A 17,610-nucleotide genomic window follows, 5' to 3' on the forward strand; every position below is an offset into this window, starting at 1 on the left:
GGTGGGGGAGGCGGTCAGTCGTGGTCCGCGGGGACCCGGGACTCGGCGGTGATGACGTCCTTGGCCACGAGGCGTCCTTGGGCGAAACAGAGCCGGTAGACGTCGACCTGGACGAAGAGCGCATTACTGGAACGGTAGTAGTGGCAGAACGCGCCGGATGGGACGGGCAGTTCCTCGGACGGCGGATCGTTCATGTCGTTGCTGGGAAGGACGCGGTTGACCTCGGCCGTGCTCTGACCGATCCGGAGCCCGGCGAAGTCCTCCGCGGACAGCGTGGTGGTCGCCGACAGGTACGCGTAGTAGCCGATCATCCCGACGACGAGCAGGACGAACAGGCCGGACGGCAGCGACACCGCGGCGATGAAGCGCCGGCGCACATGCGTGGTCGCGTCGGCGAGACCGCCCTCCGTCTCCGAGGCGTCCGGTGACAGCCACTCGGGATCCTCGTCGGGCCTGATCGCCTCGGGCACCCGGGGCAGCCTGGCCGTCACCTCGAAACCGCCGTCCGGCAGGGGGGCGGCGTGCAACCGCCCGCCCGCGAGCCGCGCCCGCTCCCGGAGCCCGATCAGCCCGCGTCGCCCGCTCGGTCGGTCGTCCGCCGGTGGTTCCTGCGGCGGAGCGTTGCGTACGGTCACCATGACCTCGGTCGGCCAGTACTCCAGACGCACGGTCACGGGCGCACCGGGGGCGTGTTTGATCGCGTTGGTCAGTGACTCCTGCACGACTCGGTACAGCGCCTTGTCCGTCATGGCGGGCAACTGGTCCGGCTCGCCCATGCGTTCCAGACTCACCCGCACACCGGACGCCCGGGTGCGGTCGATCAGCGAGGCGATGCCGGACTGTGAGGGATCCAGTGGGGTCTCCGTGACGTCCTCGCGCAGGACGCCGATGATCTCGCGCAGGTGGTCCATAGCCCGTGCAGTGCTTTCTCGCAGCTCACCGGCCGCATCCCGGAAGTTCTCGTCCACGCCGGGAGCGACCTGTAGCGCCCCGGCGCGCAGGGCGATCAGGCTGAGTTCGTGGCCCAGCGAGTCGTGCATGTCCTCGGCGATCCGGGTCCGCTCGCGCAGTCGGACCTGGTCGATCAGGATGCGCTGCTGCAGTTCCATCTGGCGTGCGTGTTCCCAGCCTGCGAGCTGCAGTTCGTGCCGCTGCTGCCAGTAGCGGCCCGTCAGCCAGGGGAGCAGACAGGCGAAGATCAGCACGGTCAGCAGGAGGAACCACATCGGCAGGGACAGATGGACCGAGACCGCGAGGACCGAGCCGACGACAATCGTCCCGCCGACGGCCAGCAGCACCGATGTGGTGGCCACCGGGAGCCGTCCCACCGCGAAGCTGATGATGAAGACGGCGGGCAGGTACGGGGAAAGGATCGTGGACCCGAGGTCGTTGTCCAACGTGCCGAGGGTCCACCACAGGGACAGGCACAGTACGAACGAGATCAGGGGTTGTCGCCGGTGCAGCGCCACGGCGACGCCGGTGACGGCTGCCCCGATCAGCATCTGCCACCACCGGTTCAGGCCCTCCGGGAAGCCAGAAGGCAGCAGCAGGGCGGAGACATTGAGCGAGACCCAGACGAACAGTGGCGGGATCAGCGTGCGTCTCGAGGGCTGCTTCTGTTCGGCGGGCGGAGTGCGAGGTCGGACGATGCCGGCGACTGATCCTTTCACGACGGCAAGGCTAACTACTTTGGGAAGGCAGTAGTACTGACAAAGGTGAAGTGTGCCGACGCCCGCTCAAGCATTCGCGCGGCAGGCACAGTGGCGATGCCCGGCAGCGGAGACAGGCGCAGGTTTTGGTGATCCAGATCCAGCCGAAGCAGCCAGGCGAATGTCCGAATGTCCGCCTACCCCCGTGCGCCCCACATGTACTTTGATGTGGCTCCGAGATCCAAGACCGTTCCTCGTCGCGCAGCGGTCACGGCTGTGCTCGCGGCATGGCCGACCCAACCACCATCCTGCCACCTTGCCCGCACCCCGCCCGCCTCGTCGCGCGACGGGGTGCCGCAGCGCTACGCCCAGGTGGCCGACTGGATGCTGACGCTCCCACCGGTACTCCCTGTGCTGGAAGGTTGAAGATCCCTTCGGACCTAATCTCAAGGAAATGCGGCTCGAGGATTCCTCTGTCCTGACCCCGGGGTAAGCGCTGACGGTGCGCGATATTTGTGTTCTTCTGCGCCGAGGGCACCGATCAAGTGGTCGTCAAGGTCGGCGACGAAGCCTTCAGTACGCCATGGGCGCAGCCCCTGCCGCGCCCGGCGTGGCCGGAAGGTGGCGACTCGGCCGCCCATGCTGGCTGAAGGACGCGGGACTCGGACACGGCACTCGGCGTTGGGTGCCCCACCTCCGCCTGGGCGAGGGGCACGACCGGGCTGTGGGTGACGGCCTAGAGCAGATGGCGGCGAGGCGATTACGCGCCGTGGCCCGGTCCCGGGCGTCCGGGCCACGGTGATGGTGCGGTACCGGCTGTCCGCATATGCGCCCACGGCCCGGTCAAAGGCGTCGCCATCAAGATCGTGCAGGACAAGGCCGATGGGCCGTCAGAAGATCTCCTGGGGGTGTCGACCGTGTACTCCACGAGCGCCTCGTCGATGTGCGCGTGCCGCGGCAAGAGCCGTTCGGCGGGGTGCCGCAGCGCTGCGACCAGATTGCGATAGCGAAGTGGCTGTTCGGGATCCTAGGTCGGAGGGGCAGAGGCATCGTATGAGTGGAGGGGGCGGGGCCGACGCGCAACCGGGTGAGGCCGGATGGTGATGCTCCTCCTCTGTGGCGGGTGAGTCGCCCGCCACATCCGTCCGTGTTTGTGCCCCCTGCTCTTGCGCACGCCGCCCTGATCTGGTTCCTGCCGGTCAGGGGGCTTCTTGCGTCGGGCTGCCGATTCCGAGGGGCTTGTGGGCGGGGAGCCCGCGATTCGTGCTGCCATGGGCGGCTCGGGTTTCCGCCGAGTACGCTGTGGGCCACGGCTGTGGTCGCGGTGCTGGTGTCTCTGACGCACGTCTGTGGCGGTGACGCACGTATGACGCACGGAGCCATCGACGGAACCCGAAATGGGCTGGAAAACTGCCTCTGACCTGCATGGTATCTGGAGCGGTCCAGACCGCACATCTTCCCTATGACGGCGCATGTGGAGTGCGTCGCGATCCTCGAACCTGCGGGCAAGAGGCCCTGACCTGCGCTTTTGTTGTCCGGGTGGGTTGCTCGACCTGTTTCTCTCCGTGCAGCGGTTCCAGTGACGGATCGATCTTTGCAGCTCGCTGACCTGCGGATTCGTGAGCGAGGTGCCTGCGTCGGCGACGCCTTCAGAGGGTCGTTCGGAGATTGTTGACGCTCGGATGACGCCCGAAGTGGAAGTCTCTGCTGCACCTCCGCAGGCGGCGCGAGCGACCATCTCGGCCCCACGCTCCTTTGAGGGTCGAGAACGCGGCTCGACTGCGCCGCTTTGATACCGGTCAGGTATCATCTCTGCTCGCCCGACATGGACGGCGTCGACGTCATCAAGGGCCTGCGCGGCTGGACCCGCGTGCCGATCCTGGTCCTGTCCGCACGGCAGGGATCGGACGAGAAGGTGGCCGCGCTGGACGCCGGTGCCGACGACTACGTCACCAAGCCGTTCGGCAAGCAGCAAGACCAACTACCTGCGGGTCTGCATGGCCCAGCTGCGGCGCAAACTGGAGAGGGACCCCGCCCACCCCCGCTATCTGATCACCGAGCCTGCAGCGGGGCGCCCCACGCGAGACGGGACTCGGCCCGTTCTCCTGGGAGTCGGCGGACCACGTGGTGGCGGCCGGCGGGTCCTACGCGGCCGTCGGTGAACGGCGGACGCAGCGCATCGGCTCCTTCGACCCGGACGTGCCGTGGTCCGGGCAGGTCTACCTGCGCCGCGGGGCGCCCGGAACGCCCGGAACGCTGTGACGCCCGGCGGGGGTGAAGCCGAACACCGGTGAGCCGGGGGGCGAGGGGTCGGAGGGCCGGGAGGGCGGCGCGCGCCGAGACGGTCTCGGCGCGCGCCACCGGGGGAAGGATCACGACCGATCGTGGGTGCGGCCCGTTACTTGGAGTCGCGCTCGAAGAGCGACTTCGACCAGAAGTAGCCGAGGGCGGATAGACCCACGCACCAGGCGATGGCAAGCCACCCGTTGTGACCGATCTCGGTTCCGAGGAGCAGTCCGCGCAGGGTCTCGATGGCGGGGGTGAAGGGCTGGTACTCGGCGATCGGCTGGAACCAGCCCGGCATGGTGTCGGCCGGGATGAAGGCGCTCGAGATGAGCGGCAGCAAGATCAACGGCATGGCCATGTTGCTGGCCGCCTCGGCGTTCGGACTGGCCAGCCCCATGCCGACCGCGATCCAGGTGAGTGCCAGGGCGAACAGCGCGAGCAGTCCGAATGCCGCCAGCCACTCCAGCACCGTCGCGTCGGTGGACCGGAAGCCGATGGCCGCGGCGACGGCCCCGACGAGGACCAGACTGATGAGCACCTGCAACACGCTGCCGATCACGTGCCCGATGAGCACCGAGCCCCGGTGGATCGCCATGGTTCGGAAGCGGGCGATGATGCCCTCGGACATGTCGGTGGAGACGGACACCGCGGCCCCGATGACGGTGCTGCCGATGGTCACCAGCAGGATGCCGGGAACGATGTAGGCGATGTACTCGGAGCGGTCGGCGCCGCCGCCACCGATGCCCGCGCTCATCACGTCGCCGAAGATGTAGACGAAGAGCAGCAGCATCATGACGGGCGTGAGCAGCAGGTTCAGCGTCAGGGACGGATAGCGCCGGGCGTGCAGCAGATTGCGGCGCAACATCGTGTTCGAGTCGCGGACCACGAGGGACAGGGCGCTCATCGGGCAGCCTCCTTGTGCTTGTCGGTGCCGCCGGTCAGGGCGAAGAAGACGTCGTCGAGGTCGGGGGTGTGCACGGACAGCTCGTCCGCCTCGATACCGGCCGAGTCCAGCCAGTCGAGAAGGGAGCGCAGTTCGCGCTGGGTGCCGTCGCTGGGGATGCGCAGGGCCAGCGCGTCGTCGTCGCGGTTGGCCTCGTGCAGCGTGGTGACGGCGGTCTGGTAGGCCGCCGGGTCGGTGAAGCGGAGCCGGACGTGCCCGCCGGGGACGATCCGCTTGAGCTCCTCGGCGCTTCCCTCGGCGGCGATCTTGCCGTTGTTCAGCACGGCGATGCGATCGGCGAGTTCGTCGGCCTCCTCCAGGTACTGGGTGGTGAGGAAGACGGTGACGCCGTCGGCGAGCAGCTCGCGGATGATCTGCCACATGTTGTGCCGGGAGCGTGGGTCGAGGCCGGTGGTGGGTTCGTCGAGGAAGATGATCCGCGGGTCGCCCACCAGCGTCATCGCCAGGTCCAGACGGCGCTTCATACCGCCGGAGTAGGACGAGGCGGGCTTCTTCGCCGCGTCGGTGAGGTCAAAGCGCTCCAGCAGTTCCGCGGCGACGCGCCGGCCCTCCTGCCGGGGCAGATGCTGCAGGTCGGCCATGAGCAGCATGTTCTCCTCCCCGGTGATCAGGCCGTCGACGGCGGAGAACTGCCCGGTGACGCCGATCGCGGCGCGCACGGCTTGCGGCTCGGTGGCGACGTCGTGCCCGCCGACGCGCAGCTCACCCGCGTCGGCGGTGATGAGCGTGGAGAGGATCTTGACGGCGGTGGTCTTGCCCGCGCCGTTCGGCCCGAGCAGGGCGAACACGGACCCGGTTGGGATATGCAGGTCGATGCCGTCGAGGACGGTCTTGTCACCGAAGGACTTGCGCAGCCCGACGGCCGAGATCGCGGCCGGCGGCGGCACACCCTCACCCTTCCTGGACGTGGGCATGACAGAAGAAGGCATGGAGCACTCCCTTTCGGAGGCTTTCGTGACGGGGGATGAGCGGGGGCGGGTGGTGCTCAGGTCCGGGCGCGGCGGATGTCGATGTTGCCCCAGTTGGACCGTGCGTGGACCCGGACGGTCTCCTCGGTCTCCTCCGGCGCGTCGGAGGAGGACAGCGTGTTGCGCACCTGCCCGCGCTTGGAGCTGACGTCGAGCCAGGCGGCGGTGCCCTCACGGATGCCGACCTCGATCTGACCGTTGGAGGTCTCCAGGTGAACGGTGCCGCGCGCGACATCGTTGACGCGGAGGTGGCCGTTGGTGGTGGTGCCGGTGACCGACGACTCGACACGCGCAATGTCGACGCCACCGTTGACGCCGTTCACGCGCAGTTCGCCGGTCACGGCGTCGACGGTGGTGCTGCCATGGGAGTTCTTCAGGACGGCGGGCCCGTCCACGACCCCGATGCGTAGGTGGCCGGAGTTGGTGGTGATCTCGGCCATGCCCTCGACCCGGTCCACGGTGATGGAGCCGTGCGCGGCGGACAGCTGGAGCGGTCCGGTCGTGTCGAGCCGGACGTCGCCGGCCGAGGTCTTGAGGCGGACCTCGCCCAGCCGGCCCTCGCCGAGCACCTGGGCACTGGCGCCGGAGACCTCGATGTGCGAGCCCGTGGGCAGTTCCACCGTCACGTCGACGGTGCCGGAGCGCCCGACGAGGTTGGCCTTGGGGGTCCTGATGGTCAGAGTGCCGTTCGCATAGGAGACCTCGGTCTGCTCCACCACCCGCGCGTCCTGGTCGCGCTTGGGGTCGCGGGGCTCCACCGCGACGACGGTGTCGGTGCGGTCGCCGGCGGTGAACCTGATGGATCCGGAGTAGACGTGGGCCGTGACCGAGATTGGCTCGGGCGTGTCGAAAGAAGGCATGGCGGTACTGTCCTCGTGGGTCGTCGGGCCGCCCCCGCTGGTGGGACGTGGTGTGGGTGGTGCGGTGTGGACGCGAGCGGGGCTAGCGCACCCAGCCAGTCAGGCTCTGTCCGACGGTGCGGGTCTTCTCCGTGGTGCGTATCGGGGTGCCGCCCTCGACCGCGCCGGCCACCGCCCGGACCAGCCAGGCGTTGACCGAGAGGCCCTCGCGGTTCGCCGCCTCCTCGGCACGCGCCTTGAGGTGGGCGGGCAGACGCAGGTTGATACGGGCGGGGCCACCGCCCTCGCTGTCGGCCGGCACCGGTGCGACGGGTGCCTCGACGGTCTTGACCGGTTCGGTGGTGGTGTCGTCGGCGGGCGGGGGTGTCACGACGAAGTCGGGCTCAAGACCGCGCAGCCGTACGTCGACCGAGCCGGGGGCGAGCTCACGCGTGATCTCGTCCATCGCGGCGGACAGGACGTTGAGCAGGGTCAGGCGGGTCGCCGACTCCAGCGGGGCGGTGAGACGCTCGGCGAGCTCGCGAGCTTCCTCCCCTCCGGCTTCGGCGGCCACCGCGAGTTCGCGGCGGAGGTTGTCGACATACGGGCTGAGGTCCATGCCGTTAGCTTGGCACCACAATGGCGCCGCGCGCAATGGCGCTACGAGGGTGACAGGTTTCGGAACGCGTGCCCTTTCCGTGATGCGGAAAGGCGCACGGAGCCCTCATGGTGCCACCAAGTGAATGCGGTCGCTCCCGCGTGGGTGAACACGTCGGTGGCACCGGATGGCGCCTCATGATGCCATCTGTGTCGCCTCGTGACATCAGAGCTGTACCGCGGACCGCGGGGGCCTGCGGACCGGCGCCCTGGTGACCATGTCCGAGGCCGCCGCCCACCGCAGGGTGCGCACCCTGTATCCCGTCATCTTTGAGGCGCTGGAGTGAGCGCGTCGGCACAGCTGCGGAACATGGCCACCATCGGCGGCAACATCATGCAGCGCACCCGCTGCACGTACTTCCGTGACGTGGCCGCCGACTGCAACAAGCGTGAGCCCGCTCCGGTTGTGCCGCGCTGCACGGCGCCAACCGCACTCACGCCATCCTCGGCACCTCTGACGCCCGCGTGGCCACGCACCCGTCCGATGCCGCCGTGGCCTTCGCCGTCCTGGAGGCACGGGTGAACCTGTTGGGCCTGGACGGGGCGCGTCAAATCTCCATCGCCGACTTCCTGTTGCGGCCCGGCAGCCCCCCAGCGCGAACAGGCGCTGCACAAGGGAGAGTTGATCACCGCAGTGGAGATCCCTGTTCTCCCGCGCCCGCTCAGGTCCGGCTATCCGAAGGTGCGGGACCGGGAGTCCTACGAGTTCGTCCTGACGTCGGCGGCCTCGCGCTGCACATACGCGGCGGGGTGATCCGCGAGGGGAAGGCCGCCGCCGGTCAGGGGCGGTAGATCATCTCGGTGAGGCCGGCGGCGATGAGCATCCAAGCGCCGATGCCGATGAGCCACCACCAGTCAGTGATGAAGCCCACCGTGACGAGCGCGACGGACCCGCTCATGAGGATGGTGATCCTGGACCGCATTCCCAGGTCGGCGAGTGATCTCATGTTCAGTTCCTGTCGTGGCTCCTGCCGTGCAGCCTATGGCAGTCCCTGTGCTGACAGGCCCGCCGTGGAGCAGTCCATACGCGATCTGTACGGGTGGGCTCCGCGTCGGCCCGGCATAGAGGCCATGTGCGGCGTCTCCGGTGAGCGGTCCATCGTGCGGGTGCGGCCCGGAGAGGGAGTGGGGCTGCCATGATGGCGACGTCGTCCCCCGCATGCCGAGCGTCAAGGCTGGTCAGCGCCTTGTCGAGAATCCCGACACGGTCGGCGTCGGCGCGATCACAGCCTTTGTCGGCCGCGGCTTCATCGTCGTCGTCCGTCATGGCCGTGTCCGCCGCCTGAGCGGTGTCCGACGCGGCTTGGAAGCAGGCCCAGTCGACCAGGACCTCTACGCCGTCGTGTTGGAGGCGGCCACCGACCAGGTCGAGATCGGCGTGTTACCACCGGACGCCAGGCACGTCGTACGCCGCGTCCACACCTCGAACGCGAACTCCTCGCACTGCGTCGTGCCGTCGTGCCGCTGGCCCAGCCGTCGGGCGACCTCGCCCAGCGTCGCGTTCCTGGCTGTGGGCGGGCCGGGAGCTGGCCGCATGCTTGCGCAGTGTCGTCGACCGTCTCGCCCAGGCCGCCGAACGAGTCTCCGTGCTCACGGTGCTTGTCGTCAACATCCTGGCCATGGCCATCGCCCCAGGAGCGTTCAGCAAGACCAGGACAGGTGCGGCATCAGCGCGACCGCCGCCTTGATCGCCATCCTCGTCGCCATGGCTGCCGTCTACGGCATGGACTTCGACCACATGCCCGCCGCTGGGCCGGCTGTTCCGGGCACCCGGCGACGCCGGTTACGACTGCGGACCTGGTCACCCCGGTCTACCTGGCCTTCCGTGAAGGGAGTCGGGTGCGACCTCCGCCTATCGACTTTTGGCACACTGTGCGGATCCAGCGGTTCGGAGAAGAAGGAATCGGCATGTCGGTGGTCGGCAACCTGCGCAAAGTCGCGGACCTGGCACGGCGCGGTCGCCGCCGCGTGCGCCGCCTCCGTATCAGCCTACGTGCACCCGAGGGCGGCGCGCCCGGTCCGGTTCCGCCTCCCGCAGCACCTCGCGGGTGACCGGGGCGACCTCGCCCTGGCCGAAGAGGAAGAAGCGCAGGAAGTTGGCGAAGGGGTTGCCCTCGGTCCACTCGAAGTAGATGTGCGGGACGGCGCCTGTCGTGTCGCGGACGTGCAACAGGAGGGCCGCCAGGGCGTTGGGAACGGAGGAGAACTCCAGGGTGAGGACGCGGTAGCGGTGATGCATGACCTCGCCGCGGACGGTCAGGCCGGCCTCGAACTCGGACGGGTCGGTGACGGTCACTTCGAGGAAGACGAAGTCCTCCTGCTCGGGGAGGTCGTTGTCGGCGCGGATCTGCTCGACCTTCTCGCGGTACTCGGTCGTGTCCCGGCTGTCGGGCTCGTTGGCGATGAAGCGGATCTTGCGGCTGGCTATGTCCCGGACGAATCGTTCCGCCATGTCGTCGAGCGTCACGCTGGTGACGCGCAGTTCGAAGGCGCGCATCAGCCGCGAGAGCAGGGAGATGAGGACGATGCCCGCGATGAAGCAGGCGCCGATCTTCACACCGTCGGGGCGTTCGATGACGTTCACGACCGTGGTGTAGAGGAACACCACGGAGATCACCGTGAACGCGATGAACCAACCCCGCTGCCTCGCCCGGCGGGCCGCGATGGTCACCGCAATCGCCGCCGAGGTGATCAGCACCAGGACGCCGGTGGCGTACGCGCCGCCCTGGGCGTCGACGTCGGCGTCGAAGATCCAGGTGACGAGGAAGCCGACCAGGGTGAACACGATGACCATGGGGCGGACGGCCCTGGCCCAGTGCGGGGCCATGCCGTAGCGCGGCAGATAGCGCGGCATGAGGTTGAGCAGGCCGGCCATGGCGGAGGCTCCCGCGAACCAGAGGATGGCGATCGTCGAGATGTCATAGACAGTGCCGAAGACATTGCCCAGGTAGTCGTGCGCCAGGAACGCGAGGGCACGTCCGTTGGCCTGGCCGCCCGGCTCGAACTCCTTCTCCGGGATCAGCAGCGTGGTGATGAAGCTGGTGGTGATCAGGAAACAGCTCATGATGACGGCCGCGGCGGTCAGCAGCTTCTTGGTGTCCCTGATTCGACCCTTCGGGCTCTCCTCCGTGTCGCCCGGGTCGCTCTTGACGTGCGGCATCACCGCCACCCCGGTCTCGAACCCGGACAGACCGAGCGCGAGCTTGGGAAAGACGATCAGGGCCACGCCGATCATAGCGAGGACATTGCCGTGCTCCGCGGTCAAAGCGCTGGACCAGTCGGTGACCACGTGCCCCTCGGTGAGCACGTGCCACAGACCTGTCACCACCACCACGGCATTGAGGGCGAGGTAGACGCCCACCAGGACCACGGCGACGCCGATCGCTTCCAGGAAGCCCTTGAGGAAGACCGCACCGAGCAGCGCGATGAGAATCAGGGTGATCAGCAGCTGCCTGTCGTGAAGTGCCTCTTCGAGGTGGGGGTTCTCGACGAGATGGGTGGAGGCGTCCGCGGCCGACAACGTGATGGTGATCAGGAAGTCGGTGGCCGCGAAACCCAGCAACGTCAGGACGAACAGCTTGCCCTGCCAGAACGACAGCAGTCGCTCCAGCATGGCGATGGAGCCCTCGCCGTGCGGGCTCTCCTGGGCCACACGGCGGTAGACCGGCAGGGCGCCCGCGAGGGTCACCACCACCAGGACGACGGTCGCGAACGGTGACAACAGGCCCGCGGCGAGGGCGGCGATGCCTGGCTGGTAGCCGAGCGTCGAGAAGTAGTCCACGCCGGTAAGGCACATGACGCGGTACCACGGCTGCCCCTTGTGGGCGGGCTCCGGTGCGGCGTGGGGCCCGGTATGACCGCCCGCCCTGCCCATGTCGGACAGACCCTTCAATATCCAGGCACGCAGGCGGTGCGGTGGGCGTTCGGTGGTGGCCATCGGCGTGCTCCTGATACGCGGGTCGGCGTGAGGTTCCGGCCATCACGCGGACGGCGGCACCAGCGTAAGCACACCGTGACGCATGGGCCCACGGATGAGCCGTCCGACTGCGTCAAGACCGTGTCAAGAACACCCGAGGGGGCGCACACCGCAGTCGGGGGCGGCCGGGTCAGGTACGTCGTGCCCCCGCCGTCTCGACCGCGAAGCCGCAGGAGACCCGCCAGGTCTGCGGCGGACACCGCGTGCGGTGCAACGACGCCTTCCCCGCCGTTCGCAGGTGCTCCGCAGCTCCCAGAACCGGGAGGGCGGGCGACTTGTCGCTGCAGTCAGTCCACGTCGGACCGGTCGGGTGGCGGAGCGTGCCGACCTGAACGTCGCCGTGGCCGTCACCGCCGGAGTCGCCGCCCTGACCTCGGCCTTCCCCGCCCTCTACGACGTCCGGCTGGCACTGTGTTCGCCGTGCTGGCGCTGATCACGGCAGTGAACCTGCGCGGCATCGTGGAGTCGGCGAGAGCGTTCATCGTGCCGACGGTCGTCTTCGTCGGCTCGATATTCGTGCTGATCGCCGTCGGCCTGTTTCGTTCCGAGCCGGCGTCGCACACGCCGTGCGACGGAGACCGACGCGGTGATCTGCCGTCTCCGCTTCCGGCTGCCGTGAGGCCGGATGGCCTACCTCTACGGCGAGCCTGCTCACCCTTTCCGACCGGCTCCCGTCAGGGTTCCGTCAAAGCCGTGGGCCCCGCCGTAAGGGAGGCGTCAACGACCGGCCCGATCCGGCCACAGATGGGCTTTCCTCGAATCGTCCGTTCCAACCGAACCTCACTCCAGGAGTTCGCGATGGCCGATCTGGCCTTCGTCGTCACCACGGTGGCGGTTTTCGCGCTGGTGGCCCTTGTCGCCAAGGGGGTGACCAAGCTGTGACCGCCGAGAACGTCGTCGGCCTCGTCGTGGCCGTCTCCCTGCTGGGCTATCTCGTCCTCGCCCTGATCTTCCCGGAGAGGTTCTGAGACAAGAAATGGGTCCCGTACTAGCGGGAGTGCTCCAACTGCTCGCCCTGATAGCGGCACTGGCGCTCGCCTACATCCCGCTCGGCAACCACATGGCCAAGGTCTACACCTCCGACAAGCACTGGCGCGTCGAGAAGTGGATCTACAAGGGCGTCGGTGCCAACCCCGACACGGAGATGCGCTGGCCCGCGTACCTGCGCGGCGTCCTCGCCTTCTCCGCCGTCGGTGTTCTGTTCCTCTACCTGCTCCAGCGCCTCCAGGGTCACCTGCCGGGCTCGCTGGGCTTTGCCGCGATCGACCCGGACCAGGCGTTCAACACCGCCGCGTCGTTCGTGAGCAACACCAACTGGCAGTCGTACTACGGCGAGCAGGCCATGGGCCACGTAGTGCAGACCGCCGGTCTGGCTGTCCAGAACTTTGTCTCCGCCGCCGTCGGAATGGCCGTCGCCGTGGCGCTCGTACGCGGGTTCGCCCGCTCGCGCACCGGTGAGCTGGGCAACTTCTGGTCCGACCTGGTGCGCGGCGTCGTCCGGGTCCTCGTCCCGATCGCCGTCGTCGGCGCACTCGTGCTGGTCGCCTGCGGAGTAATCCAGAACTTCTCGGGCATCCACGAGGTCGGTCAGTTCATGGGCGGCACGCAGCAGTGGAACGGCGGTGCGGTCGCCTCGCAGGAGGTCATCAAGGAACTGGGCACCAACGGCGGCGGCTACTTCAACGCCAACAGCGCCCACCCGCTCGAGAACCCCACCCCGTTCTCCAACCTGTTCGAGATCTTCCTGATCCTGCTGATCCCGTTCTCGATCACCCGGACCTTCGGCATCATGGTCGGCTCGGTCAAACAGGGCTACGCGATCCTCGCCACCATGGCCACCATCTGGATCGGCTTCGTCGCGCTGATGATGTGGACCGAGTTCGCCCACCACGGCCCGGCCTTCGAACTGGCGAACGGGGCGATGGAGGGCAAGGAGGTCCGCTTCGGGATCGGCTCGTCGGCGATCTTCGCGACGTCGACCACGCTCACCTCCACCGGTGCCGTGGACTCCTTCCACTCCTCCTTCACCGGCCTCGGCGGCGGCATCGCCATGCTCGGCATGATGCTGGGCGAGATCGCGCCCGGCGGTGTCGGCTCCGGCCTCTACGGCATCCTCATCATGGCCGTCATCGCGGTGTTCATCGCCGGCCTGATGGTGGGCCGTACACCGGAGTACCTGGGCAAGAAGATCGGCTCCCGCGAGATCAAGCTGGCGGCCTGCTACATCCTGATCACCCCCGCCCTCGTGCTCGTCTTCACCGCCTTCGCCATGGCTCTGCCGACCCCGGCCAACTCCATGACCAACAGCGGGGCGCACGGATTCTCCGAGATCCTCTACGCCTACACGTCCGGATCCAACAACAACGGTTCGGCTTTCGCCGGCCTGAACGCGGACACCCAGTGGTTCAACACCACGATCGGCCTGGCCATGCTCCTCGGCCGCTTCCTGCCGATGGTGTTCGTGCTGGCGCTGGCCGGCTCGCTCGCCGAGCAGAAGCCGGTCCCGGCGAGCTCCGGCACCCTGCGCACCGACAAGCCGCTGTACACCGGGCTGCTGGTCGGCACGATCATCATCATCACCGGTCTGACGTACTTCCCCGCCCTCGCGCTGGGACCGCTGGCCGAAGGGCTGGCGTGATGACCACCGACGTAAAGAAGCAGGACTCCATGTCCACTGGCACCTTCGCGCCCCACCAGGACGCACCCACCGGGCACAAGGCCCCCGAGGGCCGCGTGGGCGCGGGCCTCTTCGACCCCAAGCAACTGGTCAGATCGCTGCCGGACGCCTTGCGCAAGCTCGACCCGCGGGTGATGGTCAAGTGCCCCGTGATGTTCGTGGTGTGGATCGGGTCCATCCTGACGACGGCGTTCTCCTTCACGGACCCCGGCGACTGGTTCGGCTGGACGATCAGCGCCTGGCTGTGGCTGACGGTGATCTTCGCCAACCTGGCGGAGGCCGTCGCCGAGGGCCGGGGCAAGGCCCAGGCCGACACCCTGCGCAAGGCCAAGACCGACACGGTCGCCCGCCGGCTCAGCGGTTCCACCGAGGAGCGCGTACCTGGCACCGAGCTGAGGATTGGCGACCGGGTCGTGTGCGAGGCCGGCGACATCATCCCCGGTGACGGCGACGTCGTCGAGGGCGTCGCGAGCGTGGACGAGTCGGCCATCACCGGCGAGTCCGCGCCCGTGATCCGGGAGTCCGGCGGTGACCGCTCGGCGGTCACCGGCGGAACGAAGGTCCTGTCCGACCGCATCGTCGTCAGGATCACGACGAAGCCCGGCGAGACCTTCATCGACCGGATGATCAACCTGGTCGAGGGCGCGGCCCGGCAGAAGACGCCCAACGAGATCGCCCTGAACATCCTGCTGGCCTCGCTGACGATCGTCTTCCTGCTGGCCTGCGCCACCCTGCCGCCGCTGGCGGACTACGCGGGCACGCACCTGACGATGGTCGTGCTGGTCGCCCTGCTGGTCTGCCTGATCCCGACCACCATCGGCGCGCTGCTCTCCGCGATCGGCATCGCGGGCATGGACCGCCTGGTCCAGCGCAACGTGCTGGCCATGTCGGGCCGCGCGGTCGAGGCCGCCGGCGACGTCTCCACCCTCCTGCTGGACAAGACCGGCACCATCACGCTGGGCAACCGGCAGGCCGCCGAGTTCGTGCCGGTGAGGGGTACGACCGAGGCGCAGGTCGCCGACGCGGCGCAGCTGTCGTCCCTGGCCGACGAGACGCCCGAGGGTCGCTCCGTCGTCGTCCTCGCCAAGGAGAAGTACGGCCTGCGCGAACGCCACCAGGGCGAACTGGTGGGCGCCGAGTGGATCGCCTTCACCGCGCAGACCCGCATGTCGGGTGTGGACTTCGACGGGCGCAAGATCCGCAAGGGCGCGGCCGGTTCGGTCATCGCCTGGGTCGAGGAGCGGGGCGGCACGGTCGCCGAGGACGCCGACGAGATCGCCGACCGCATCTCCGAGGCAGGCGGTACGCCGCTGCTCGTCGCGGTCGAGGACGCCCCTGGTGCCCGTGTCCTGGGCGTCATCCACCTCAAGGACGTCGTCAAGCACGGTATGCGGGAGCGGTTCGAGGAACTGCGCAGCATGGGCATCAAGACCGTCATGATCACGGGTGACAACCCGCTGACGGCCAAGGCGATCGCCGAGGAGGCCGGTGTCGACGACTTCCTCGCGGAGGCCACACCCGAGGACAAGATGGCCCTCATCAAGCGCGAGCAGGCCGGCGGCAAGCTCGTCGCCATGACGGGCGACGGCACCAACGACGCCCCCGCACTCGCGCAGGCGGACGTCGGCGTGGCCATGAACACCGGCACGTCGGCCGCCAAGGAGGCCGGCAACATGGTCGACCTCGACTCCAACCCGACCAAGCTCATCGAGATCGTGGAGATCGGCAAGCAGCTGCTGATCACGCGCGGTGCGCTGACCACGTTCTCCATCGCCAACGACGTCGCGAAGTACTTCGCGATCATCCCGGCGCTGTTCGCGGCCGTCTATCCGGGCCTGGACAAGCTCAACATCATGGGCCTGTCCTCACCGGAGTCCGCGATCCTGTCCGCGGTGATCTTCAACGCCCTGGTCATCATCGCCCTCGTGCCGCTGTCCCTGAAGGGCGTGCAGTACCGGCCGGTGAGCGCGGACAAGCTGCTGCGGCGCAATCTGACGATCTACGGCCTGGGCGGACTGGTCGCCCCCTTCATCGGCATCAAGATCATCGACCTGCTCATCTCCCTCATCCCCGGGCTGTAACTTCTCGAAAGCGTGCTGAAGGCCATGAACAACTCCGTCACGAACACCGCCCGGCTGGTCGGGGCGGGCCTGCGCGCCCTCCTCGTGCTGACCCTGGTGACCGGTGTCCTCTACCCGCTGGTAGTCACCGGCATCGCTCAGGGGCTGTTCCACGACAAGGCGAACGGCTCCGAGATCAAGGCGGACGGCAAGGTCGTCGGCTCCTCCCTGATCGGACAGGCGTACAACCTGCCGCTGAAGGAGGGCCAGGAGACCCCGGAACCGGACATGAAGTGGTTCCAGGGCCGTCCCCAGAACGGCCTCGGCACCAACAGCGTCAACACCCAGTACAAGCTCATCCTGTCCGGCGCGACCAACCGCTCCGGCGACAACGAAGAGCTCATCCAGTGGGTGAAGGACGCCAAGGCCGCCGTCGTCAAGGACAACTCCACGGACAGCTACAAGGTGAATCCGTCCCAGGTGCCCGCCGACGCGGTCACCTCCTCCGGGTCCGGCCTGGACCCGAACATCTCCCCGCGGTACGCGGACCTCCAGGTCCACCGGGTCGCGGAAAGGAACGGCCTGTCCACCGCGCAGGTGCAGAAGCTCGTCGAGGAGCACGCCGAGGGCCGCACCCTCGGCTTCATGGGCGAGCCGCGCGTGAACGTCCTCGAGCTCAACATCGCCCTCAAGGAACTCACGGCGAAGAGCTGATGACGGCACGCGATGTCCTCGGGGACCGGCGGTGCCGGGAACATCCCGGCACCGCCGGCTTCCGCAGCCGCGACGTTGGGCGCCCTGCTCCCGGACGTGCAGGGCTCGACGTACGACAGGAGAGGCAGACACCCATGACCCGGGTGCTCGTGGTCGAGGACGACCCGCAGCTGGTGCGGGCCCTCGTCCTGAACCTGCAGGCACGTCAGTACGGCGTGGACGCCGCGCCCGACGGCGCCACCGCCCTGCGGCTCGCCGCCGCACGGCAGCCCGACGTGGTACTGCTCGACCTCGGCCTGCCCGACATGGACGGCGTCGACGTCATCAAGGGCCTGCGCGGCTGGAGCCGTGTGCCGATCCTGGTCCTCTCCGCCCGGCAGGCGTCCGACGAGAAGGTGGCCGCGCTGGACGCCGGTGCCGACGACTACGTCGCCAAGCCGTTCAGCGTGAATGAACTGCTGGCCCGCCTGCGGGCCGCGGTCCGCCGTACCGAGGTCCTCCCGGCCGGTCCGCTGGCGACCCTCGTCGAGACCGAGGACTTCACCCTCGACCTGCTGGCCAAGAGGGCGGTGCGCGACGGCAGGGATGTGCGGCTGACCCCCACCGAGTGGCATCTGCTGGAGATACTGGTGACCAGCCCCGGCCGGCTGATCACACAGAAGCACCTGCTGAAGGAGGTCTGGGGCGTCTCGCAGAGCAGCAAGACCAACTACCTCCGGGTCTACATGGCCCAGCTGCGACGCAAACTGGAGAGGGACCCCTCCCACCCCCGCTACCTGATCACCGAGCCCGGCATGGGCTACCGCTTCGAACGCTGAAC

Annotated in this window: 14 protein-coding genes and 3 pseudogenes; 9 read left to right on the plus strand and 8 right to left on the minus strand. The window is 68.4% G+C overall.

The genetic code is table 11. From position 1 onward, the window contains the following. Positions 1-14: 14 nt before the first annotated feature. Positions 15-1,670, minus strand: a complete 1,656-nt coding sequence (locus tag AB0L56_RS27610) for a histidine kinase (protein ID WP_365427784.1) — start codon at positions 1,668-1,670, stop codon at positions 15-17. A gap of 1,798 nt (positions 1,671-3,468) precedes the next feature. Here AB0L56_RS27610 and AB0L56_RS27615 point away from each other — a divergent pair. Both AB0L56_RS27615 and AB0L56_RS27620 read left to right on the plus strand, forming a co-directional pair. Further along, positions 3,469-3,811 (plus strand): annotated as a pseudogene (locus AB0L56_RS27615) (response regulator); the annotation flags it as partial. Continuing rightward, the gene (locus AB0L56_RS27620; protein WP_365427905.1) at positions 3,777-3,911 is read left to right on the plus strand and encodes a hypothetical protein; all 135 of its coding nucleotides are present in this window, start codon (positions 3,777-3,779) and stop codon (positions 3,909-3,911) included. The pseudogene AB0L56_RS27615 and the gene AB0L56_RS27620, both read left to right, overlap by 35 nt. Positions 3,912-4,047: 136 nt before the next feature. Here AB0L56_RS27620 and AB0L56_RS27625 read toward each other — a convergent pair whose 3' ends face one another. From AB0L56_RS27625 to AB0L56_RS27640, 4 genes are all read right to left on the minus strand, one after another. Beyond that, positions 4,048-4,839 carry an ABC transporter permease gene (locus AB0L56_RS27625; RefSeq protein ID WP_365427787.1) on the minus strand — a complete coding sequence of 264 codons (792 nt, stop codon included), beginning with the start codon at positions 4,837-4,839 and terminating at the stop codon, positions 4,048-4,050. Continuing rightward, the gene (locus AB0L56_RS27630; protein WP_365427790.1) at positions 4,836-5,828 is read right to left on the minus strand and encodes an ATP-binding cassette domain-containing protein; all 993 of its coding nucleotides are present in this window, start codon (positions 5,826-5,828) and stop codon (positions 4,836-4,838) included. Before AB0L56_RS27630 ends, AB0L56_RS27625 begins: the two co-directional genes overlap by 4 nt. Positions 5,829-5,884: 56 nt before the next feature. Then, positions 5,885-6,727 (minus strand): DUF4097 family beta strand repeat-containing protein, encoded by an 843-nt coding sequence (locus AB0L56_RS27635; protein WP_365427793.1) that lies wholly within the window; start codon positions 6,725-6,727, stop codon positions 5,885-5,887. A gap of 82 nt (positions 6,728-6,809) precedes the next feature. Continuing rightward, complete coding sequence (locus tag AB0L56_RS27640; protein ID WP_365427796.1) at positions 6,810-7,325, minus strand: toxin-antitoxin system HicB family antitoxin; 516 nt, start codon at positions 7,323-7,325, stop codon at positions 6,810-6,812. A gap of 223 nt (positions 7,326-7,548) precedes the next feature. Here AB0L56_RS27640 and AB0L56_RS27645 point away from each other — a divergent pair. Then, a pseudogene (locus tag AB0L56_RS27645) lies at positions 7,549-8,143 on the plus strand (FAD binding domain-containing protein); the annotation flags it as partial. Here AB0L56_RS27645 and AB0L56_RS27650 read toward each other — a convergent pair. From AB0L56_RS27650 to AB0L56_RS27660, 3 genes are all read right to left on the minus strand, one after another. Next, the gene (locus tag AB0L56_RS27650) at positions 8,143-8,310 is read right to left on the minus strand and encodes a hypothetical protein (protein ID WP_365427799.1); all 168 of its coding nucleotides are present in this window, start codon (positions 8,308-8,310) and stop codon (positions 8,143-8,145) included. The pseudogene AB0L56_RS27645 and the gene AB0L56_RS27650 sit on opposite strands and share 1 nt — an antisense overlap. Before the next feature lie 385 nt (positions 8,311-8,695). After that, on the minus strand, positions 8,696-8,899 hold the full coding sequence (locus AB0L56_RS27655) for a hypothetical protein (RefSeq protein WP_365427802.1): 204 nt from the start codon (positions 8,897-8,899) through the stop codon (positions 8,696-8,698). 448 nt (positions 8,900-9,347) lie between these two features. Then, positions 9,348-11,300 (minus strand): amino acid transporter, encoded by a 1,953-nt coding sequence (locus AB0L56_RS27660; protein WP_365427805.1) that lies wholly within the window; start codon positions 11,298-11,300, stop codon positions 9,348-9,350. 367 nt (positions 11,301-11,667) lie between these two features. Between AB0L56_RS27660 and AB0L56_RS27665 the strand changes: the two are divergent. The 6 genes and pseudogenes from AB0L56_RS27665 to AB0L56_RS27690 form a co-directional block, all read left to right on the plus strand. Next, positions 11,668-11,897 (plus strand): annotated as a pseudogene (locus tag AB0L56_RS27665) (amino acid permease); the annotation flags it as partial. A gap of 320 nt (positions 11,898-12,217) precedes the next feature. Next, positions 12,218-12,307, plus strand: a complete 90-nt coding sequence (gene kdpF / locus AB0L56_RS27670; protein ID WP_037672136.1) for a K(+)-transporting ATPase subunit F — start codon at positions 12,218-12,220, stop codon at positions 12,305-12,307. 8 nt (positions 12,308-12,315) lie between these two features. After that, positions 12,316-13,977 (plus strand): potassium-transporting ATPase subunit KdpA, encoded by a 1,662-nt coding sequence (gene kdpA, locus AB0L56_RS27675; RefSeq protein ID WP_361026206.1) that lies wholly within the window; start codon positions 12,316-12,318, stop codon positions 13,975-13,977. Further along, entirely contained in the window at positions 13,977-16,097 is a 2,121-nt protein-coding gene (kdpB, locus tag AB0L56_RS27680; RefSeq protein WP_365427809.1) for a potassium-transporting ATPase subunit KdpB, read from the plus strand. Before kdpA ends, kdpB begins: the two co-directional genes overlap by 1 nt. A 24-nt stretch (positions 16,098-16,121) precedes the next feature. Next, a complete protein-coding gene (locus tag AB0L56_RS27685) occupies positions 16,122-16,790 on the plus strand; it encodes a potassium-transporting ATPase subunit C (protein ID WP_365427896.1) in 669 nt (222 codons plus the stop codon). 134 nt (positions 16,791-16,924) lie between these two features. After that, positions 16,925-17,608: a response regulator gene (locus AB0L56_RS27690; protein ID WP_365427812.1), complete on the plus strand. Its 684-nt coding sequence runs from the start codon at positions 16,925-16,927 to the stop codon at positions 17,606-17,608. Positions 17,609-17,610: the final 2 nt, after the last annotated feature.

Origin of the sequence: Streptomyces sp. NPDC052079 (assembly GCF_040680275.1) — a bacterium.
GTDB lineage: Bacteria > Actinomycetota > Actinomycetes > Streptomycetales > Streptomycetaceae > Streptomyces.